This window comes from Legionella sp. 227, assembly GCF_043161935.1.
Taxonomy (GTDB): domain Bacteria; phylum Pseudomonadota; class Gammaproteobacteria; order Legionellales; family Legionellaceae; genus Legionella; species Legionella sheltonii.
This window is the reverse complement of the sequence record NZ_CP171154.1, coordinates 1,710,641-1,730,098: the sequence shown is the minus strand read 5'-3', so window position 1 is coordinate 1,730,098 and position 19,458 is coordinate 1,710,641. Positions and strand designations below refer to the sequence as shown.

Genomic DNA, 19,458 nt, shown 5'->3' with positions numbered 1-19,458 from the left:
ATAATCATAGCGAGGAGCAAGTGGAGCCCCTGTAGCGCATTGAATTGGGATGGAATAAATAGTTCAAATATAAAAAAGCAGTTCAAGCTTAATGGCTTCAACTGCTTTCAAATAAGATATTTAATTAATGCTTTACTTCAGTAGCTTTTTTAGCTTCTTGGACGAAACCTAACATTGCTTTCTCAAGAATTTGAAACGATTTTTGCATGTAATCTAAAGCCTTTTTTCCATTTTCAACAGCTAGATTAACTTGCTTTTCTAATAATTCTTCAGGCTTTTTAATATTAGAAAGTTCCTCAGGTTTCAGATAATTCAAACTTTGCAGCGTTTTCACGTTCAATTCAGCCATTGCTTGAAAAGGTTCTTGAAGTTTTTTAGCCGCTTCGGTCCATCTTTCAAAATTTTGTTGACTCATGATATTCTCCAATATGTTGCATCGCACAATTTAATATTAGTCTATTGATGACAAATTTGTCAATGGGTTAAGTAAATATTTTTTTGCAATGCACCATAAAAATCAACAACAGAATGCCTTTATCATCACACCAGTAATAACATTTTAACTTTTAAATATAGTCTGCCATTGTTGCATCATCTTTTGCATTTGTTGATTCCAATTTTCAGTTGCCTGAAGATAAGGATTATTTTGCAATGGTTTTTCCATAACTTGGAACATTTGTTCCATCATTTGTTTTAAAGAAGCATGCATCGGATGATTTGCCAGAGCAATGATCTGCCGCAAAATATCGGAAGATAAAAATTGAGTTGAACCTGCTTCCATCTCCACAATAATTTGCAACAAGATCGAGTTCGTTAAATCGTTCCCAGTTAGCGAATCCTCTACTTTAAATTGCATACCCTCTACAACATAACGCTGTAAGTCTTCAAGGGTTATATATTGACTTGTCTCAGTATCATAAAGTCGACGGTTTTTGTATTTTTTAATTAATCGAGTCATAGTTTTCTCTTAATATTTAGGTGAGTTTAAGCTATAAAAATCTCACCTTATTCTTTACAGCCTTTCCGTTAAGTGAAATTTCCTTTCTTCCTATCCCGCCATCCCAGTGCAGTGAGGGATCTCCATCATAATCCTGTACTACAACTCGAGATCTCGCAATGCACGGGGCTGACAGTAGCAGAGTAGCGGATCTTTTATTCAATAAAAGAGTTTTAATACATATGAAGGCCGCCATTGACGCTGAGATTAGCTCCTGTAATATATCGACTCTTCTCGCTAATTAAAAACTCTACAGCCCAGGCAATTTCTTGTGTTTGCGCCAAACGCTTTGCCGGAATTTGAGCAATAATCGAATCCAGAATATCGGGTCTTATGCCTTTCATTAAGCGAGTATCCACATACCCAGGCGATAGGCTATTGACAGTGATGTTCTTACTCATTAATTCCTGAGCCAAACTTTTAGTAAAACCGTAAACACCCGCTTTTGATGCAGCATAATTTGCTTGCGAAAATTGTCCTTTTTGCGCATTTACTGAAGAAACATTAACAATTCGTCCTGATTCATGTTCTCTCATGTTTTCAACAACATGACGAGTTACATTAAACATACCATCAAGATTTACCGTTAATACTTCATCCCATTGCTTCTTGGTCATTTTAGTAAATACAGCATCGCGAGTGATACCCGCGTTATTAATTAACACATCAATATTACCAAACTGTTCAATAATGGAAGAAATAACCTCCCCGCATTGATCAAAATCCGTTACATCCATATGTCGAAAATAAATATTTTTATATCCTTCATCCATAAGCTCTTTTTGCCATGCTTTGCCATCTTCTTCTGTAATTAAATCAAGAGCAAAAACATGTTTGTAAGATGAATTCAATTCTTTCGCAATTGCTGTGCCTATATCCCCAGTACCACCAGTAATCAAAACGATATTATTATGTTGCATGAGATTCTCTATAAGTTAGAAGTTTGAGAATAAAACAACTACAATGGCCAGATTTTTAATAGCAAACCCTAGCGCATTTACATATATTGCCCACCATTCACATCCAAATTCGCGCCAGTAATAAATCCACTGTCTGGAGATGCTAAAAAAGCAACTGCATCAGCAACCTCTTTTGAATGTCCCAAACGACCAACAGGAATACTTGAAATAATAGACTTTAATACCTCTTCTTTTAAAGAAGCAAGCATGGGTGTTTCTATATAGCCAGGAGAAACCGTATTCACGGTTATGCCTTTATTTGCTACTTCTAATGCCAGGCTTTTGCTAAAACCATACAAAGCAGACTTAGTAGAAGCATAGTTACATTGCCCGAATTGGCCTTTTCGGCCATTAATTGAAGAAATGCTGATGATGCGACCATAACCCTTCTCGATCATGACTGGAATTACATTGCGGGTCATATTAAATACGCTAGTCAAATTCGCATCGATCACATTTTGCCATTGTTCTGGAGTCATTTTCCGTAAACTACAATCCTGAGTAATGCCCGCATTGTTAACCAGGACATCAACACGGCCATAACGCTCCATGATTAAAGACATTATTTTTTCACAATCTGCAAATTGCGCGATATCCCCATAAACGATATCAATATCATAGCCTAGCTTTTTTTGCTCTTCTTGCCATTGCTTCGCTTCTTCATGGTTTCCATGCTTGAAATAACACGCGACTACTTGAAAATCGGCAGCTAAACGTTGACAAATGGTTGTGCCGATACCACCAGTTCCACCAGTAACTATTGCTACACCTTTCATCATAACCAACTCCCTGTTATTGCGATAATAAACTACTACTATAGAAAATCGAGACTAAAAGTCAAATATCCTCTTCACTGCCATTAAGCTTCATATCTATGTAAAATGGCCATTCCCCCGTAGGTTGGAATCCATCTCTATCAGCAAAGCCAATTCAGGGATGAAACTTCCGTCTAAGCGGGAATGACCATATTCCTTAACCTAATGCAGCCCACTCATCTCCTCTCCGTGAGATGAGCAGTTGAGCGAAATTAAAAAATTATAAAAGAATTACCTATATACCGGTACATATCCTTTTAGCTGTTGCGCAAATTGTCTCAATACTTCTAGGCCTGATTCTTCTGCTTGTCTACACCATTGTTGCAATGCTTCGATTAACTCTTTTTGCGTAGATGCAGTTTTTAACCAAATATTTTGAAGTGACTGTTTATGGGCGTAAACCACACGTAATTGTTCACGGGCTTCAAGCAAATTCGATAAACGCATTTTAGCTTTTGAGTTCAACAGACGATTTTCCCGACGCAATAAACTTCCAGCGCGCGCAAAGAGTTTTTTGCCTTCTTTATTTTCAATGCTGTTATTTTTTTCTTGCTTGAGTATCGGTCGAATCACACTTTTATAATAATTAGACATCACCTGAAAGCGATTTCCAATCACTGCCTTTACGGTATCTAAATCGACTTGCAGCTTGCCCTCGTCCATAGCCAATTTAGGTGGTAACTTTTTCACTTTGGCAAGACCTAAAAAGGAAAGGATACGGATATACATCCAACCTATATCAAACTCCCACCATTTAATAGAAAACTTTGCTGAAGAAGCAAACGTATGATGATTGTTATGCAACTCTTCGCCACCGATCCAAAAACCCCAAGGGAAAATATTTCTTGCAGCATCAAGGCATTCAAAATTTCTATACCCCCAATGATGGCCGATCCCATTAATTACTCCAGCTGCATGAAATGGAATCCACATCATTTGAATTGCCCAAATAGTGATTCCAGGGACACCAAATAAAAATAAATCAATAAGCAGCATAAGTACAATTCCCTTGGCAGAATGAGGGGAATAAACTTTTCGCTCAAGCCAGTCTTTAGGGGTACCATGAGAGTATTTGGCGACCATTTCTTTATCTTTACGAGCTGCTTTGTAGAGTTCAGCTCCTTCCCAAAATACTTTTTTAATGCCAAAAACTACCGGGCTGTGAGGATCACCCTCGACATCTGATGATGCATGATGTTTACGATGTATAGCAACCCAATCTGCTGTAACCATTCCCGTAGTTAACCACAACCAAAAACGAAAAAAATGACTGATAATAGGATGCAGTGTCAGCGCGCGGTGGGTTTGATTGCGATGAAGATATATTGTTACCGCCGCGATAGTAATTTGCGTGAAAATCAACGTTGCAATCACATATCCCCAAAAAGACAGGTTTAAATAACCAAAAACCATAATAGCTCCACTTCAAATGCAAAAATGCAAAAATGCAAATTAAGAAAAAACTCATCCTTTAGTTGGATACCTCTTGTAAGAACTCCAGAAAATCCTTATCTCATAATAAGGATATCACAATTTTACTCTTTCCGTTGCAACATTTCATTATGTAGCCGATAATTAATAATGAATAAACTATGGAATCAAGCAATGAACGATAAATTCCCTCTGGGAAAAATCTTTGAAAATTTGGTGCCTTTTATCATAGCGGGTTGTGCAATCGCCCTATTTTTTGGTTTATTATTTATGTTCTCCTACGTTTTAGTTTGGGGAATTATTATAGGGGCTATCCTATGGCTTGTTGCCACAATAAAACAATACCTGTTCCCAAGCAGCTCGACTAAAACAGAAGTGATTAAAAAAAATCAGGGCCGCATCATTGAGCATGACGATAAAAAATAATGCCTGAATTACCTGAGGTTGAAACGACTAAAGAAGGAATTAAACCCCATATTGAAGGTCACACAATTCAAGAAGTTATGGTTCGTAATCCCAAACTCCGAATCCCCGTGCCTGATAATTTGGCTTCGTTTTGTGTCGGTAAAAAAATAATCGCCGTTACCCGTAGAGCGAAGTATATCCTGCTGCAGCTCTCAACAGGACATCTTTTAATTCATCTCGGCATGTCGGGGCATTTACGCATTGTATCGGCTCAGAGCAAACCCGAAAAACACGATCACATTATGTTGATGCTAAACAATGGTCTGGTATTACGGTTTTGTGATCCCAGACGTTTTGGTTTATTTCTTTATATCCAGGAAAACCCATACCAACATCAATTGCTTGCACATTTGGGCCCTGAACCTCTTTCGGACGAATTTAATGGTTTTTATTTATTTCAGAGAGCCCAAAATAAAAATAAACCCGTTAAATCATTGATTATGGATAATGACATTGTGGTAGGAGTTGGCAATATTTATGCATCAGAAAGTCTATTTTTAGCGAATATACATCCGAATACTCCTGCAAAAATGCTTTCAGAAGAAATGTGTGACAGACTCACTACACAGATTAAAGAAGTGCTAAAACAAGCCATCATCTCGGGGGGAACAACCTTGCGCGATTTTTATGCTTTTGATGGCAAACCCGGTTATTTCAGTATATCACTCAAAGTATATGGCCGAAAAAATCAACCTTGTTTGCGCTGCCACCACCCTATTGAATCGGTGATAATTGCCGGACGTAATTCTTTTTTCTGCCCTACATGTCAAAATTAATTTTTTAAATGCTCGAACGTGGGTAAGCAACAAAAAGATCGCCAATGTTTTTGATACTCATGGTGTCTTTCCAGATGAATGCTTGTTAAGGAGGAACGTAAGATTTAGTACCAGTGAATTCCTCACCCAGGACCGGAAGTATATTTTTTTGCTAAATAGGCTAAACTTTCTATATTGAATCGACATTTCTAACGTGAATGAGACTCTTTAAAAACTATCTGGGCATTCGTATGAACTTGCGCTATATTACCGCTACTTTACTTAACTCTAACACTAATGAAAATCAATCAATTACGAACCGCATTTGTTCTTTGTAATATAATATTTTATACAGCAGTAACCAGTACGCGCTGTATTTTTAAATATTTTTTTAGCACCATAAATCGAAAATGGACAGATAAGGCGATCCATCATTGGGTTGATCAATTGCTCAATGCAGTACAAGTAGAATATAAAGTAATCAATCCTTTTAATGTCCAGCCACAAGAAGGAAGGGCTACAATTCTGATGTGCAATCATTCGAGTGCCTACGATATTCCACTTGCATTTAAGGCCTTTCCAAATCACTCCATTCGCATGCTCTCTAAAAAAGAACTCGCAAAAGTTCCCTTAATGGGTAAAGCAATGGTAGCTGCAGAATTTCCTTTTATAGATAGGAAAAATAAATATCAAGCCATCAAAGACTTGGCCTATGCACAACAGCTCATGGAGAGTGGGATCATTATGTGGATTGCCCCTGAAGGAACTCGGTCCAAAGATGGAAAACTTGGGTCGTTTAAAAAAGGGGGCTTTATCACTGCAATTCAATCCAAAGCAACCATTATTCCTATAGGAATACGTGGTGCTAATAATATTTTACCCGCACGAACCTTTAATTTTCATCTGAAACAAAAAGCAGAAATACATGTAGGCAAACCAATCGATGCATCACAATTCACCATTGAAAATAAAGAACAATTGATTCAACAAACTTATTCAGTAATCAAAGAACTGGTTGGAGAAGATCAGCCTAGACAATAGAGTAGTAGCCACAAGTAAAAATCTAGAGAAAAAGGCAGATTTGAGTGCCCAATATGGCTTTTTCGGTTAGAAGCGTGCTCCATGCCCATATCCGCTTGGAGCATTCACTATAGATGCTGCTAATCCAATAGCTCTCGGATCGGATGCCGCGGTAAGGATATTCGTTTGCTTATCCCAGGTAATCGCTTGCATATCACCATAGTATCGTTCTAATGGCATTAAATCATACCCCATGGCTTTTAATGCTTCTTGAATCGCCGGCGGAAAAGTATCCGGTTCAAACTGCAGTACATCAGGTAAATACTGATGATGAAAGCGCATTGCTGAAACCATACTAATTGCACCGTACCCATCGTGGAATACTAATGCTGCAATTAAAACCATAGTAGGAATACGACTGCCTCCTGGAGTCCCCAAAATGGCAACACGCTGTGGTAATTCAAGGAAGGTAGGTGTCATGCTGGATAATGGTCTTTTGCCGGGAGCGATGGCATTTTTATCGCCACCAACAATACCAAAAACATTTTCCTCGCCAACTTTAGTAGAAAAATCATCCATTTCATCATTTAGCAAAACACCGGTACCATCGGCTACAACACTGGAGCCAAAAATATAATTTATCGACATCGTTGCAGAAACCCGATTACCCTCGGCATCAATAATAGAGATATGCGTAGTATTAGTAGTCTCAGGTTGCATTGCTGACTGTTTTTTTACCTGTCCACGTAAAACGGCACTAGGTAGTGCTTTATGTGGTGGGATTAAGGTACTTAACTTTTTCGCATTCTCAGCAGAAATTAAATTCCCAATAGGAATAGTCACAAAATCAGGATCGCCCAAAAACTGCTCGCGCTGCCAATAGGCCAAACGCATGGACTCTACCAAGTGATGTATCCATTGAATTTTTGAGAAGGAGGACAAAGGGTAGTGAGACAATATATTGAGCATAGTCAATAACGCAACGCCACCTGCTGAAGGTGGGGGTGCCGTTATAATTAACATGTTATGATAGGCACCAATTAATGGTTCTCTCACTTTGATTTTATATTTAGCTAAATCCTCAAGGGTCCAAATTCCTCCCGCAGCATTAGCCCCTTTAACCAAACGTTCTGCAACTGCTCCAGTATAAAAGCCGTCTTCGCCCTTCTCGGCGATTAACTTTAGAGTATTTGCCAAATCCGTTTGAATTAATTGCTCCCCAATGCGATAAGGACGTCCTTTGTTCAGGAAAATTTTAGCTGTAGAAGGGTATTTCTTAATTTGCTCCAGTCGGTCTTCGTTGTTCAGCAATGAGCTTAATTGCTTATCAACCTCAAAGCCCTCTTGTGCTAACCTAATTGCCGGAGCAAGCGATTGTGCTAAAGGTAATCGTCCATAATTTTTGGCAATGTAGACCAATGCGGCTGGCTCCCCAGGGATTGCTGCAGCTAATCCTCCATTTAAGGATAGTCCTGGTATCACATGCCCATCAGCTCCCAAAAACATGTCTGCCTTTGCGGCTTGAGGTGCAACCTCTCGTCCATCAATAAAGATGTTTTTATGCTGATTTTCTTGATGCAGTAACCAAAATCCTCCTCCACCCAATCCTGAATGGTATGGTTCAACAACTGCTAATGCTGCAGATACAGCAATTGCTGCATCAAAAGCATTTCCACCATTTGCTAAAATTTCGAGTCCGGCATTAGTTGCTAACGGATTTGCACTGGCTACTGCATAACCAGGAGGACGCGAGTTATTTTGCTGGGCAAGCGCATTAGTAGGAAAATATAGAAAATTGATGCTACTCGTAATCAGGAAAAAGCCTTTGGATAGTCTTCTAAGTCCCATGTTCATGTTGCCTCTTTTGGAGTTCTCTGACGACACAAGAAGGAACGAACTGAGAAATATCTCCTTTCAGAAGCGCAATTTCACGTACTAGAGTAGAAGAAATATACATAAAATTTTCTGAGGGGGTTAAAAAAATGGTTTCTATTTGTTTGGATAATTTTCGATTCATTCCAGCCAATTGAAATTCATATTCAAAATCAGACACTGCGCGCAAACCGCGTAAAACAACCCCTGCATTTTGTTCTAATGCAAAATCAATTAACAGGTTATCAAACCCAAGTACACGTACTCCAGGTAAATGGGCAATTGCCTCTTCTACAAGTTCAATTCGTGTCTCTAGTGGCAAAAAAGGACGTTTCGCTTTATTGCTTGCTACGGCAACAATAATTTCAGGAAAAATCGTCGCGGCACGACTAATAATATCAACATGTCCATTCGTAACGGGATCAAAAGTTCCAGGATAAATTGCTTTTAATTTCATAATGATTAAGACTAATTGCATATGCGAACAGTCTAGCGTATTGTTAATTGAAAAACTACATAAAAGGACTTGAGGTGACCAATGAATAATATAAAACGATTAATAATAATGATAACCCCCTTTTTACTAACTGCCTGCGCTCCTCCGCGACCTGCAGCAGAATTACCCGAAAATAAAGTCATGCCTGTAGAACAACGTAAAGCAAAAACAGAGACTGTTTCCTCATGGGAACTTCGTGGGGCCATGGCAGCCAAAAATAAAAACAAAGGATGGTCTGCTGCCATGAATTGGAGACAAGAAGGTCCCAGTGCTTATCAAATCCGACTTATGGGCCCATTAGGTAGCGGGACAGTCCTTATTGACAAAAAAGGCAATACAATTACCTATCAAGATGGACCCAAAAAGATCAGCTCACATAATGCGGACGAATTATTAGTAGAGCAAACAGGAATTCGTCTTCCGGTAAACAACCTTTATTATTGGGTGCGAGGTCTGCCTGCACCAGGACCTGTTCAAACTGAACACCGAGATAAGTACAATCACCTAGTCGCACTGGAACAAAATGGTTATACCATCAATTTCACCAAATATACTTCCGTTAAGGGCATTGATTTGCCAAGTATGATTCGTCTTGAAGGCAATGGGGTTATGGTCAAAGTAGTAATTCAAAATTGGACTATTTAAATCCCAGTTAGAATTGACTAAAAGCAAGATTTAGAACGTCAGATTTTTCTAAATCTTGCTTTTAAATGATTCGTTTTAACCACATATGATATTCTTGCTCTAATGTCAACTACTGCTTCCATTTAAAAATATAAAAAATTATTGCTTTCAAAGTTGACATGTTTCCAAAAGCACTGCAAAATACGCAACACATTTGCAGGGATGAACGCAATTTTATAATGGATGATTGTAAGAATCTGCAAATTTAGGGGTGTCGCCAAGCGGTAAGGCACAGGGTTTTGATCCCTGCATACCTAGGTTCGAATCCTAGCACCCCTGCCACATTCTTGTTGATTCAAGTAAACAGACAGCAGAAGATAACCTAGAAGGATGCGTTCTTGTAATGCTCAAATAATAATAATATCTTTTTGGCTGTCTTCTGCTATGTGTTTAAGTTAAATGATTAAACCTAAATCTAAAGGCTTTTTACACATGTCCACAATGATGATTTTTGCCGGAAATGCAAATCCGGAATTAGCTCAACAAATTTCTTCTCATCTGCAAATACCTATTGGCCAGGCTACTGTTGGTACTTTTAGCGATGGGGAAACAATGATTGAAATTCTTGAAAATGTTCGTGGTCGGGACGTTTTTATAATTCAATCAACTTGTGCACCAGCTAGTAATAACCTCATGGAACTTTTGACCATGGCTGATGCGCTACGAAGATCTTCTGCTGCTCGAATCACCGCTGTAGTTCCTTATTTTGGTTATGCACGACAAGATCGACGAGTACGCTCTGCACGTGTGCCTATTACAGCAAAAGTCGTTGCTGATATGATGGCTTCAGTAGGAATTTGTCGGGTCCTTACAGTAGACCTTCATGCAGACCAGATTCAAGGCTTTTTCTATATGCCTGTAGATAACGTTTATGCAACTCCGATACTTCTCGAAGACATAACAAAACAGAATCTAAAAAGCATTATGGTCGTTTCCCCTGATGTGGGAGGTGTTGTTAGAGCTCGAGCAGTAGCGAAGCGTCTTGATCATGCTGAGTTATGTATCATAGACAAGCGCCGCAGTGGTCCTAATAAATCCGAAGTAATGCATATTATTGGTGAGCCAAAGAATAAAGACTGTATTATTGTCGATGATATTGTTGATACTGCAGGAACGCTCTGCTCTGCTGCCCATGAGCTTAAGAAAAATGGCGCTCATACTGTCAGAGCTTATATAACACACCCCGTTTTATCTGGCCCTGCAATCAATAATATTAAAAATTCTGGACTCGATGAAATTGTAGTTACCGATACGATTCCCTTATCTGATGAAGCTCGGGAATGCGAAAAAATTCGCGTTGTCAGTTTATCAGACATGCTCGCACAGGCGATTAAAAGGGTGAATATTGAAGAGTCTGTAAGCTCAATGTTTGCTGAGTAACTGTACGCTTATTACTTGCTACACGTTGTGCAAATTGTAGGTTGGCTCTTGGGTAACAAAAAACTCAAAAATGTTTTTATGTTGGGCCAAGACCCAACCTACATTTTATTTCTTTCGCCTATCCACTTAAGTGTCTAATTTTTCTTTGCTCAATGTGATGAAGATTCCCGAGATTGAAGGCAGGGATTTTTGACCTATCCTGCATTAGTATACTTCATAAATTTACATTAAAAAAAAAGGAGCTCGTTCGCTCCTCTTCTTCAATTCAATGTTCCGTTAGTCTCGAGTACCAACATATTTATCATCGAAATATCGACGCAACTTAGTTCTCAAAGTACCACGGCTAATCCCCAGCATAATTGCTGCACGTGACTGATTGTACTTGCAATGCTCCATCACTGCGCGAAACAAAGGTGTTTCAATCTCTTCAAGTACAAATTGGTATAAGTCAACAGGATCAGTTCCCTTAAGCTCTGAAAAATATTTTTGCACTGAAAGAGTTACGCTTTCGGCCAGAGAAGCGGTGTTATCCACTACTTCGTTACTGATTGTTGTCATTATTATTAGCTCCTCCTTTTAAAAACAGTATATTACCGAAACAAGCCCATTGAGACAAGGGCAGAACAGAAAAAACTGCATTAAAAATCAATATATAATGTTCATTCACAGCGCAAGGAGTTCTTATAAGGAGTGAGTTGTTTTTTACGAACTACTCCTTACAAAATTACTCCAATTGCATCTTAAAATTTCATCATTGAAGGGTCATATGGTTTGCCATTAATTGTAAATTTACCCTGGTCCAAACTCGCTTCAATCACAAAATCAGTTCCTTGAACTGTAATTAAGCCACTTTGCTGCAATGCATTTATTTGTTTGTTGGTTTGCATTTCAGCGAGTTGCTCAACTGATGGAGATGGCTGATTTGTTTGAGCGGCTGTTTGGTTCGCTTGCAATTGTTGTGTTAAGGTTTGTTGCAATTCAGGCTTTTTGGCGATTTGTTGAATCACTGATTGCTTCATTATCTCTTTTACAGCTTCTGCAGGAACTTGTAATTTCGCTTTACCCTGAATTTTTTGCATCATTTCAAATGGGTTAGCATTATCACCCTTTGGCAAAGTGACAAAAAGATTACCTTCAATCTGCCCCTGGGGAATCTTTAGGCTCAGTTTAGAGATTTCAAATTCCGCACCCTTATTAAATAATTTGGGTAGTTCAGGAAGCAGCGCAAGCATTGCTTGTTGGCGTTGCATGTCATTACCGTTTTGCATCGCCGTTGTTTGCTGATTAATTTTAGCCAACACATCCGCATCAAGGTTTCTTAAAGCAACTTCCAAATCTCCTGGACCATAATTTTGGCCATTTGCTAATAGAGATTTTAGAGTCACATTAAAATTAGTATTAAAAAGATGCTGCTCGATATCACTGTCTGACTTAATTACCAGATCGACAATCTCAAACATTTTTTGATCTTTAACTAACACAATAAAAGAGGGCAGGATGAAGTTTGCATCCCCAAGATACAGTCCGGCAGGTGTTTCATGCAAATCATAATCGCTGGATACTTTACTTAAAGTAATTTTGGTATCATCTTTGGTAGCATTTAAGCCATCCAATTTGATTTTCCCTTCAACCTTTCCCATACCAGAAGACATGGTGGTACTTGAGTCCATACCCAACCATTCAAAGTTACCAGTACCATCTTTGGCAATTAATTTAAAGTTAGGTACTTTGAAATCAACGGTGCTTTCATTTAAGTAATTCACGAAAATACTTAAATCCAACTGTGGCTTAACTGAGTCTTTAGAGAATTGAGCATCAAATTGTTCATTATATTGCGATGGAAACGGGAAAACTGTTTCAGCATAGCCCAACCCAAAGCGCAAACGATTATTTGCAAAAATAACTGGACCATGATGGATTGTTAGTGGCATCTCCGAATTAAAATCTTGGGCAGGAAGAGTTTGAGGTTGTCCATTTGCATCTTTAACAACGCGTTCTGGAATATGTAAGCGCCATTTAATTTTGGCTTCAGAACTAAATAATCCTTTATGGTATTGCTCAATTTCAGCAAATAATCCATTAGATTGGTCAATTACTTCTACATTCTTTCTGATTGTTTTTTCAGTAAGAACCCCCATGCCATAATATCCGCCTAGAATTAGAACGGCCAGGATAATTACTAATCCTGTAAATTTTTTCATTCTGTTCTCCATGTTATTAATTCGCAAGCAGCAAAACTGCAGCTCAAAGTATAACAGCAAATAACATCGGAGTGCGATAAGCTTATAAAAAAACAGCAATAACTATTTTTTATATCAACTGATCTTTTGTTCCAATTTTTTTGATGAACAGAACTTGACGTCATCCCGGCGTGTACCGCGGGATGACAAAGGAGTTGAATAATATTCGAGTGGACAATAAATCCCTAAAAAATACCTACAGGTTTAGGCATGATTTTTGGGCTTACAATAAGTTTCCTTAACTGTAAAAGCTAAAATGAGTGCGATAATGGAGCAAAGAGGAAGTATCCTTAAGCCCGCTTGGAAATCAGAGAGTAATAAAGTCTCAACATTATAAGCACGAGCACCTGAAACCATATCGACCAATCGTCCAACCAAAGGCTGCAATAGAGCACCTACAAAGATTGATATCATATTGGTAAATGCAATAGAAGTTCCGACTACACTTCTGTCATGTATCTCAGTTGAAACCGCATAGGCAATGGCAACACCCGTATTTGTTACCCCGAAAAAGAAGAAGAGTATATAAGCTGATGTTTGGCTTAGATTAGGACTAAATACATAGAGAGAGGTAAGAATGACACCAAAAATTGCTGAAAGTATCATCAAAGGCTTACGACGCCCCATCTTATCTGAAAGCCAACCGGATAAAGGACCGCTAATCCCCCAACCAATAAATATTAATCCTGTAGCAAAAGCAGCAGCATGAGCGCCAAGCCCCCTTCCGAATTGTAAATATGCAGGGCCAATTGCCTCACCAATCACCGCGGTTGGGCCAAATAAAAATCCGGCATATAACGCATTGAGCCATGTTTGTCTGCATGATAATACAATTTTTAAGCTCTGGAGAATGCTGAGCTGATTCACAGAGTGGACTTCACTACGATGCTCTCCAGGTTTATCTTGTACAAATTGATACAATAACGCGGCCAGGGCGATAAATAGAAAAGCAATAATCAGCATACTGTGGCGCCAACCCACATTAGTCACTAAAAATGAAACAGGCGCTTCACCAGCAGCAGCCCCGAGCATTCCTAATGCCTGGGTTAAACCTGCTAATAAACCCAACATGGTAGGTGGAAACCATGATGTCGCTAATCTTAATGAACAGATAAAAGCAAATGCTGCACTGAAACCTATGAGCATTCTGCCTATTGAGGCCATAAACAAACCATCTGCAAGACCAAAAACACAACATCCAAACGCGGTAACTAATGACATTACTGTAAGTAGCCAACGGATACTTAACCGGTCTACCGTGAGGCCTACAGGGATTTGCATTAAAATATAAGGGACATAAAATGAGGCGGTTATTATGCCAAATCCCGCTTCATTAATCCCAAAATCCATTTGCAAGTATCGATGCATTACGCCGGGTGCAACACGAGCCATATAATCAGAAAAATAGAACGCAGCAGCCAACCCCCATACTAACCAAGCAAATCCTAAATATTTTTTTTGGTTATAAATCTCTACTCTAGACTCATGTATTTTGTTCATAAACTCTCTACACTAATAAAAATCCTAATTAGTTTTGTTCGATTGAAAAGGTACTAACTGGTAGACACATCAAAAAACAAACCTCCAGGATAGAGTTTGTTAACATTCCATTTACATTCCGAGTTCACTAGTACATCGTTAACGGTATGAAATAGAATCAAACCCTAATATACTTATCCAAAAAATGAGCAATAATTCTGCAAAACAAAACCTACATTATACTGGTGTTGTCATTTATTTCAACACATAGTTTGATTTCATTTTCATAGGTATAGAAAATGGTTATAATTTACAAACATAATGTACCTTGTTGCACACGAATGTCACAATCTGATATTAATATTACTAAGGCTCAAAATGAATGCTCTGAATCATGCAATAAAAGAAGCGCTTAATGCTGCTGGAAATAACAAAGAAGCGAATAAAGCCTATCTTGAGTTTATTAAAGCGAATTTTATTATACCCATTGAAAAAAATTCAGACGAAAATCAACCTAAGGTATTGTTTTTACAAGAAGGAGAACACGTTTTTCTTCCTGTGTTTTCTGAAACGAGTTATCTTGATGCATGGGCTGTTGATATAGCTACTGACATAAACCTGCTTAAATTATCCGGTGTCGATTTACTTAAAGGACTTGGTGAGAATGTAACCGTATGTCTTAATATCGGTAGCGATATATATAAAGAATTCAATCCATCGGAAACAGCGCGAATGCGCTCCATGGTATTAAAATTTTTCAAGGATTAAAATATCTACCCAAGAAACTGGCTAAGACCTCACAATGTTTCTTGGGTAATCCTCTCCCTCGATGGGAGAAGGTACTCATGAGGGTTCAGCAGCATAATCCGACAATGATGAAGCGAAATCTTCTATAAAACTTCACTAAAGGGCAAATTCTATGCTACCAATTCAAATAATTGATATCCAACTATTGCTGAAGCTGCTATCGCGCCACTAATTTCAATAACTAGAGATAAAAAGCTGTGCTTATGACCATACTCTTTATCGTTTGCAGCTCCTTCTTCGCATGCAGACAGTTCTTCATTGTCGGTCGTATTTAATTCAAATAAAGGTTCTTCACCCTCAATTGCGTCCCACCAACCTTCTAACCAATGTTCTGCTTGTTGAGTACCCTTACGAAACGGATTATCCTCTTCAGTAACATCGGCGAGTGCACACTCGTAACCAAATGCATAACTGTCTTCATAAGTTGGATGTTCGATGTTAAAACGTAATTTAATATGTGGTAGTAAGGCTGTTATGTCGTTCATGATTATACCCTCTATTTATACAGTACATGAATTTTTAATACTGTTAATAATTTCTACATTTAAGTTAATTTTACGACTTTATGTTAACGCTTATTTACCAAATAAAAACATTTACTAATTCTTGACAAATTTTTTTTAACTCAGAAAAAATAACGTTCGAAATCAATATTGTTGTTATTTCTAATATTAATATAGCAATTAATATGCCAATCTTTTTTTTGTCTCTTTAAAAAACACAAAAAATAGAGTAAGAACAGAAAGAGGGAAAAAATATATATTTGTGGCAGAAGTTAACTCTTTGCCGGCAAATTTTGCCGCCAGTACCGTTTCTACTTCATTTAAACACGCAGCATTCAAAGTGTATTAAAGCGCACATAAAACACTAAGCCGGGAGGTTAATCAACTATTTTAGTCTCTGAGATGAATTGTACTGTTATCTAGGTTATAGCTAAGGAGCTAACCGATGATGCTTCCATTGTCCATCATGTTGATAATAATGAATTCGATCATGCAGGCGATTATCCCGTCCTTGCCAAAACTCGATCTCGTCGGGAATAACCATATAACCACCCCAGTAGTTAGGACGTAGTACTGGTTCTTGTCCATGCTTTTGTATTAAATCATTCAGAGCTTTCTCCAACGACTCTCTTCCCGCAACCTCATGGCTTTGGGGAGAAACAATTGCACTGAATTGGCTTTTAATAGGTCTTGAGGAAAAATAAAGATCAGACTGCTCCTCATCAACTTGCTTGATTTGACCACGAATACGTACCTGCCTGGCCATTTGTGGCCAATAAAAATTAAGCGCTACATGAGGGTTATTTTGAATTTGTTTTGATTTTGTACTTTGATAGTTGGTATAAAAAACAAACTTACCCTCATCAACACCCTTTAACAAAACAACCCGGGAGTCAGGGTAACCTCGCTTATCTACCGTAGAAAGAACCATAGCGGTCGGATCGTTTTTTTCATTTTTTAAAACATCTTCAAACCAAAGCTTAAATTGAATAAGCGGATCAGCTGGAAGTGATTCCTCACTTAAATTGAGATCCCCATACTCACGTCGTATATCCGCAATGCTTCGAAAATTTGTCATGAAATACCTAAAAAAAATTGGGTATCAGTGAACCCCAGTTATAGTGAACGATTCGATATTCCTCAGTTTTGGCTTTACCTGCGTCCATCAATATGATTTGGCTTTTTCGCCTTTGTCATCTCCGCAAAAGCGGAGATCCATTTTCAGAGCAACTCACTACTTTATTTAGAAATAGATCCCCGCCTGCGCGGGAATGACAAAATACTTAACTTAATGGCTGTAGGCTTTGCCTTAACTCAAGCTATAGTCTAAATTGACTACCAACCAGTTACTTCGGCAATTGCATCGCCTAAATCAGCTGGTGAACGTACCGTTTTTACACCGGCTGCTTCTAATGCTTTAAACTTCTCAGCTGCAGTTCCTTTACCACCAGAGATAATTGCCCCAGCATGCCCCATGCGCTTGCCTGCGGGCGCGGTAACACCTGCTATATAGGAAACGACTGGCTTACTTACATGTGATTTAATGTATTCAGCAGCCTCTTCTTCTGCAGAGCCTCCAATTTCACCCACCATGATAATGGCTTGTGTTTGAGCGTCTTGTTCAAACAAAGCTAATGCATCAATAAAACTGGTTCCAGGAATTGGATCACCACCAATACCAATACAGGTACTTTGCCCAAATCCTTTATCGGTGGTTTGTTTTACTGCTTCATAAGTTAGTGTACCAGAGCGTGAGACGATACCTACTTTACCAGGCAAATGAATTGAACCTGGCATAATCCCAATTTTGCATTCACCTGGAGTTATAATTCCAGGGCAGTTTGGTCCAATTAAACGGGCCTGGGTATTATTTTCCAAATAGACTTTTACTTGCAACATGTCTAATACAGGAACACCCTCTGTGATACAAACAATTAATTGAATTCCTGCGTCTGCTGCTTCCAAAATAGAATCTTTGCAAAATGGCGCTGGAACGTATATTACGCTGGCTTCCGCTTTAGTTTCTTCAACGGCTTCTCGCATAGTATTAAATACCGGTAAGCCCAGATGCTGCTGCCCACCTTTTCCTGGTGTCACGCCACCAACCATGCGTGTGCCATAAGCAATCGCCTGTTCTGAATGATAAGTTCCTTGTTTTCCAGTAAAACCCTGACACAGTACTTTAGTATGTTTATTTACCAATACACTCATTGTTAACCTCGAATTTTAGTAATTAACCTAAAAACCGCAGTTGAATTATTGAGAGGAGTAGATTCAACTGCCGTTTTTAGGATTAGGCAACAGCTGCCACAATCTTCTTCGCAGCATCAGTTAAACTGGTTGCAGCAATCACATTCAAATCACTTTTATTTAAAATATCAGCACCAAGTTGCGCATTATTACCTTCAAGACGTACCACCACAGGAATTTTCACATCGACTTCTTTCACTGCAGCAAGAATGCCATCGGCAATGAGGTCACAACGAACGATACCACCAAAAATATTTACTAAAATACCTTTGACTTTTTCATCTGAGACAATAATTTTCAATGCTTCACTGACTCGTTCCTTGGTAGCGCCACCACCAACATCTAGGAAGTTAGCTGGTTCCCCGCCATGAAGTTTAATCACGTCCATAGTCGCCATAGCCAAACCCGCACCATTTACCATACAACCTATAGTGCCATCTAAAGGAATATAATTTAATTCCCAGTCACTCGCACGATTTTCTCGTTCATCCTCTTGAGTTGTGTCACGCATACTTTTTAACTTAGGTTGACGATATAATGCATTGCCATCAATATTAATTTTTCCATCCAAACAAATTAATTGACCCTGCTTGGTTACAACTAAAGGATTGATTTCTAATAAGCTCAAGTCACAATCAACAAACATTTTACCCAAGCCCATCATCAAATGAGTAAATTGTTTTATTTGCTCATCGTGTAGACCCAGTTTAAAACCCACGTCACGACATTGGAAGGGCATGACCCCAACTAACGGGTCTACAATAACCTTGAAAATTTTCTCAGGGGTCTCTTCTGCCACCTTTTCTATTTCAACACCGCCTTCAGTGGAAGCCATGAACACCACACGACGAGTTGCGCGATCCACAACAGCGCCAAGATATAGCTCTCTACCTATGTCACACGTTTCTTCAATTAGTACAGTATTAACGGGTTGACCATGAGCATCTGTTTGATAGGTAACTAATCGAGTACCTAATAATGCTTTCACCGCTGCAGCTAATTCGTCTTTGTTCGAGACTAATTTCACGCCACCTGCTTTTCCTCTACCACCGGCATGAACTTGCGCCTTAACCACCCAACGGTCAGAAGATAACTGTGACGCGACTTGCATTGCGTCTTCAACACTATAAGCTACCTCACCCTTAGGAACGGGAAGGTCGTACTGAGCAAATAATTGTTTAGCCTGGTATTCATGTAAATTCATTGCCATTACCTTTCTAAAAGAAGCTAAATTCGTCAACACACATCAGTATCCATTGAAGCCTTCGCCCAGAATACATTTATGTGTCATTGCGTATTTCGCTG

20 protein-coding genes and 1 tRNA gene are annotated in these 19,458 nt (G+C 38.8%); 7 read left to right on the top strand and 14 right to left on the bottom strand.

The window, feature by feature from the left end; translation table 11 throughout:
• Positions 1 to 124: 124 nt before the first annotated feature.
• From ACF8MK_RS07465 to ACF8MK_RS07445, 5 genes are all read right to left on the bottom strand, one after another.
• Entirely contained in the window at positions 125 to 415 is a 291-nt protein-coding gene (locus ACF8MK_RS07465; RefSeq protein WP_392538777.1) for a phasin family protein, read from the bottom strand.
• A gap of 144 nt (positions 416 to 559) precedes the next feature.
• Complete coding sequence (locus tag ACF8MK_RS07460) at positions 560 to 958, bottom strand: polyhydroxyalkanoate synthesis regulator DNA-binding domain-containing protein (RefSeq protein WP_392538776.1); 399 nt, start codon at positions 956 to 958, stop codon at positions 560 to 562.
• Between the two features lie 212 nt (positions 959 to 1,170).
• A complete protein-coding gene (gene phbB, locus ACF8MK_RS07455; protein ID WP_265703153.1) occupies positions 1,171 to 1,917 on the bottom strand; it encodes an acetoacetyl-CoA reductase in 747 nt (248 codons plus the stop codon).
• Between the two features lie 77 nt (positions 1,918 to 1,994).
• On the bottom strand, positions 1,995 to 2,735 hold the full coding sequence (gene phbB / locus ACF8MK_RS07450) for an acetoacetyl-CoA reductase (protein ID WP_265703152.1): 741 nt from the start codon (positions 2,733 to 2,735) through the stop codon (positions 1,995 to 1,997).
• Positions 2,736 to 3,002: 267 nt separating this feature from the next.
• Positions 3,003 to 4,184: a fatty acid desaturase gene (locus ACF8MK_RS07445; protein ID WP_265703151.1), complete on the bottom strand. Its 1,182-nt coding sequence runs from the start codon at positions 4,182 to 4,184 to the stop codon at positions 3,003 to 3,005.
• Positions 4,185 to 4,376: 192 nt separating this feature from the next.
• On the opposite strand from ACF8MK_RS07445, the gene ACF8MK_RS07440 reads away from it, so the two are divergent.
• From ACF8MK_RS07440 to ACF8MK_RS07430, 3 genes are all read left to right on the top strand, one after another.
• A complete protein-coding gene (locus ACF8MK_RS07440; protein WP_265703150.1) occupies positions 4,377 to 4,628 on the top strand; it encodes a hypothetical protein in 252 nt (83 codons plus the stop codon).
• Positions 4,628 to 5,443, top strand: coding sequence for a bifunctional DNA-formamidopyrimidine glycosylase/DNA-(apurinic or apyrimidinic site) lyase (mutM, locus tag ACF8MK_RS07435; RefSeq protein WP_392538775.1), 816 nt, complete (start codon positions 4,628 to 4,630; stop codon positions 5,441 to 5,443). Before ACF8MK_RS07440 ends, mutM begins: the two co-directional genes overlap by 1 nt.
• 276 nt (positions 5,444 to 5,719) lie before the next feature.
• Positions 5,720 to 6,463, top strand: coding sequence for a lysophospholipid acyltransferase family protein (locus ACF8MK_RS07430; protein WP_392538774.1), 744 nt, complete (start codon positions 5,720 to 5,722; stop codon positions 6,461 to 6,463).
• Between the two features lie 66 nt (positions 6,464 to 6,529).
• On the opposite strand, the gene ggt is transcribed toward ACF8MK_RS07430, so the two are convergent.
• Positions 6,530 to 8,296, bottom strand: coding sequence for a gamma-glutamyltransferase (gene ggt, locus ACF8MK_RS07425; RefSeq protein WP_392538773.1), 1,767 nt, complete (start codon positions 8,294 to 8,296; stop codon positions 6,530 to 6,532).
• Positions 8,280 to 8,792: a pantetheine-phosphate adenylyltransferase gene (coaD, locus tag ACF8MK_RS07420; RefSeq protein ID WP_392538772.1), complete on the bottom strand. Its 513-nt coding sequence runs from the start codon at positions 8,790 to 8,792 to the stop codon at positions 8,280 to 8,282. The genes ggt and coaD overlap by 17 nt, the downstream gene beginning before the upstream one ends.
• A gap of 60 nt (positions 8,793 to 8,852) precedes the next feature.
• Here coaD and lolB point away from each other — a divergent pair, with 60 nt between their 5' ends.
• The 3 genes from lolB (at position 8,853) to ACF8MK_RS07405 (ending at position 10,874) form a co-directional block, all read left to right on the top strand.
• Positions 8,853 to 9,455: a lipoprotein insertase outer membrane protein LolB gene (lolB, locus tag ACF8MK_RS07415; RefSeq protein WP_265703146.1), complete on the top strand. Its 603-nt coding sequence runs from the start codon at positions 8,853 to 8,855 to the stop codon at positions 9,453 to 9,455.
• A gap of 246 nt (positions 9,456 to 9,701) precedes the next feature.
• Positions 9,702 to 9,776 (top strand) — tRNA-Gln (locus ACF8MK_RS07410).
• A 150-nt stretch (positions 9,777 to 9,926) separates the two neighbouring features.
• Entirely contained in the window at positions 9,927 to 10,874 is a 948-nt protein-coding gene (locus ACF8MK_RS07405; protein ID WP_392538771.1) for a ribose-phosphate pyrophosphokinase, read from the top strand.
• A 276-nt stretch (positions 10,875 to 11,150) separates the two neighbouring features.
• Here the strand turns inward: ACF8MK_RS07405 and ACF8MK_RS07400 are convergent, their stop codons facing one another.
• From ACF8MK_RS07400 to ACF8MK_RS07390, 3 genes are all read right to left on the bottom strand, one after another.
• Positions 11,151 to 11,432 (bottom strand): helix-turn-helix domain-containing protein, encoded by a 282-nt coding sequence (locus tag ACF8MK_RS07400; protein WP_003633193.1) that lies wholly within the window; start codon positions 11,430 to 11,432, stop codon positions 11,151 to 11,153.
• A 182-nt stretch (positions 11,433 to 11,614) separates the two neighbouring features.
• Positions 11,615 to 13,075 (bottom strand): YdgA family protein, encoded by a 1,461-nt coding sequence (locus ACF8MK_RS07395; protein WP_265703144.1) that lies wholly within the window; start codon positions 13,073 to 13,075, stop codon positions 11,615 to 11,617.
• A 243-nt stretch (positions 13,076 to 13,318) separates the two neighbouring features.
• Positions 13,319 to 14,614, bottom strand: a complete 1,296-nt coding sequence (locus tag ACF8MK_RS07390; protein WP_265703143.1) for an MFS transporter — start codon at positions 14,612 to 14,614, stop codon at positions 13,319 to 13,321.
• Positions 14,615 to 14,971: 357 nt separating this feature from the next.
• On the opposite strand from ACF8MK_RS07390, the gene ACF8MK_RS07385 reads away from it, so the two are divergent.
• Positions 14,972 to 15,361, top strand: coding sequence for an SseB family protein (locus tag ACF8MK_RS07385; protein WP_392538770.1), 390 nt, complete (start codon positions 14,972 to 14,974; stop codon positions 15,359 to 15,361).
• 149 nt (positions 15,362 to 15,510) lie between these two features.
• Here ACF8MK_RS07385 and ACF8MK_RS07380 read toward each other — a convergent pair whose 3' ends face one another.
• The 4 genes from ACF8MK_RS07380 to sucC form a co-directional block, all read right to left on the bottom strand.
• Positions 15,511 to 15,885, bottom strand: coding sequence for a transmission trait enhancer LetE (locus tag ACF8MK_RS07380; RefSeq protein WP_392538769.1), 375 nt, complete (start codon positions 15,883 to 15,885; stop codon positions 15,511 to 15,513).
• 448 nt (positions 15,886 to 16,333) lie between these two features.
• Positions 16,334 to 16,981, bottom strand: a complete 648-nt coding sequence (gene pdxH, locus ACF8MK_RS07375) for a pyridoxamine 5'-phosphate oxidase (RefSeq protein ID WP_392538768.1) — start codon at positions 16,979 to 16,981, stop codon at positions 16,334 to 16,336.
• A 257-nt stretch (positions 16,982 to 17,238) separates the two neighbouring features.
• Complete coding sequence (sucD, locus tag ACF8MK_RS07370; RefSeq protein ID WP_265703139.1) at positions 17,239 to 18,114, bottom strand: succinate--CoA ligase subunit alpha; 876 nt, start codon at positions 18,112 to 18,114, stop codon at positions 17,239 to 17,241.
• A gap of 82 nt (positions 18,115 to 18,196) precedes the next feature.
• Positions 18,197 to 19,357: an ADP-forming succinate--CoA ligase subunit beta gene (sucC, locus tag ACF8MK_RS07365; RefSeq protein ID WP_392538767.1), complete on the bottom strand. Its 1,161-nt coding sequence runs from the start codon at positions 19,355 to 19,357 to the stop codon at positions 18,197 to 18,199.
• Positions 19,358 to 19,458: the final 101 nt, after the last annotated feature.

What these genes read in the sequence shown, in the direction of transcription:
- ACF8MK_RS07465 (WP_392538777.1), bottom strand. Translation starts at nt 415, where the DNA reads ATGAGTCAACAAAATTTTGAAAGATGGACCGAAGCGGCTAAAAAACTT.
- ACF8MK_RS07460 (WP_392538776.1), bottom strand. Translation starts at nt 958, where the DNA reads ATGACTCGATTAATTAAAAAATACAAAAACCGTCGACTTTATGATACT.
- phbB (WP_265703153.1), bottom strand. Translation starts at nt 1,917, where the DNA reads ATGCAACATAATAATATCGTTTTGATTACTGGTGGTACTGGGGATATA.
- phbB (WP_265703152.1), bottom strand. Translation starts at nt 2,735, where the DNA reads ATGATGAAAGGTGTAGCAATAGTTACTGGTGGAACTGGTGGTATCGGC.
- ACF8MK_RS07445 (WP_265703151.1), bottom strand. Translation starts at nt 4,184, where the DNA reads ATGGTTTTTGGTTATTTAAACCTGTCTTTTTGGGGATATGTGATTGCA.
- ACF8MK_RS07440 (WP_265703150.1), top strand. Translation starts at nt 4,377, where the DNA reads ATGAACGATAAATTCCCTCTGGGAAAAATCTTTGAAAATTTGGTGCCT.
- mutM (WP_392538775.1), top strand. Translation starts at nt 4,628, where the DNA reads ATGCCTGAATTACCTGAGGTTGAAACGACTAAAGAAGGAATTAAACCC.
- ACF8MK_RS07430 (WP_392538774.1), top strand. Translation starts at nt 5,720, where the DNA reads ATGAAAATCAATCAATTACGAACCGCATTTGTTCTTTGTAATATAATA.
- ggt (WP_392538773.1), bottom strand. Translation starts at nt 8,296, where the DNA reads ATGAACATGGGACTTAGAAGACTATCCAAAGGCTTTTTCCTGATTACG.
- coaD (WP_392538772.1), bottom strand. Translation starts at nt 8,792, where the DNA reads ATGCAATTAGTCTTAATCATTATGAAATTAAAAGCAATTTATCCTGGA.
- lolB (WP_265703146.1), top strand. Translation starts at nt 8,853, where the DNA reads ATGAATAATATAAAACGATTAATAATAATGATAACCCCCTTTTTACTA.
- ACF8MK_RS07405 (WP_392538771.1), top strand. Translation starts at nt 9,927, where the DNA reads ATGTCCACAATGATGATTTTTGCCGGAAATGCAAATCCGGAATTAGCT.
- ACF8MK_RS07400 (WP_003633193.1), bottom strand. Translation starts at nt 11,432, where the DNA reads ATGACAACAATCAGTAACGAAGTAGTGGATAACACCGCTTCTCTGGCC.
- ACF8MK_RS07395 (WP_265703144.1), bottom strand. Translation starts at nt 13,075, where the DNA reads ATGAAAAAATTTACAGGATTAGTAATTATCCTGGCCGTTCTAATTCTA.
- ACF8MK_RS07390 (WP_265703143.1), bottom strand. Translation starts at nt 14,614, where the DNA reads ATGAACAAAATACATGAGTCTAGAGTAGAGATTTATAACCAAAAAAAA.
- ACF8MK_RS07385 (WP_392538770.1), top strand. Translation starts at nt 14,972, where the DNA reads ATGAATGCTCTGAATCATGCAATAAAAGAAGCGCTTAATGCTGCTGGA.
- ACF8MK_RS07380 (WP_392538769.1), bottom strand. Translation starts at nt 15,885, where the DNA reads ATGAACGACATAACAGCCTTACTACCACATATTAAATTACGTTTTAAC.
- pdxH (WP_392538768.1), bottom strand. Translation starts at nt 16,981, where the DNA reads ATGACAAATTTTCGAAGCATTGCGGATATACGACGTGAGTATGGGGAT.
- sucD (WP_265703139.1), bottom strand. Translation starts at nt 18,114, where the DNA reads ATGAGTGTATTGGTAAATAAACATACTAAAGTACTGTGTCAGGGTTTT.
- sucC (WP_392538767.1), bottom strand. Translation starts at nt 19,357, where the DNA reads ATGAATTTACATGAATACCAGGCTAAACAATTATTTGCTCAGTACGAC.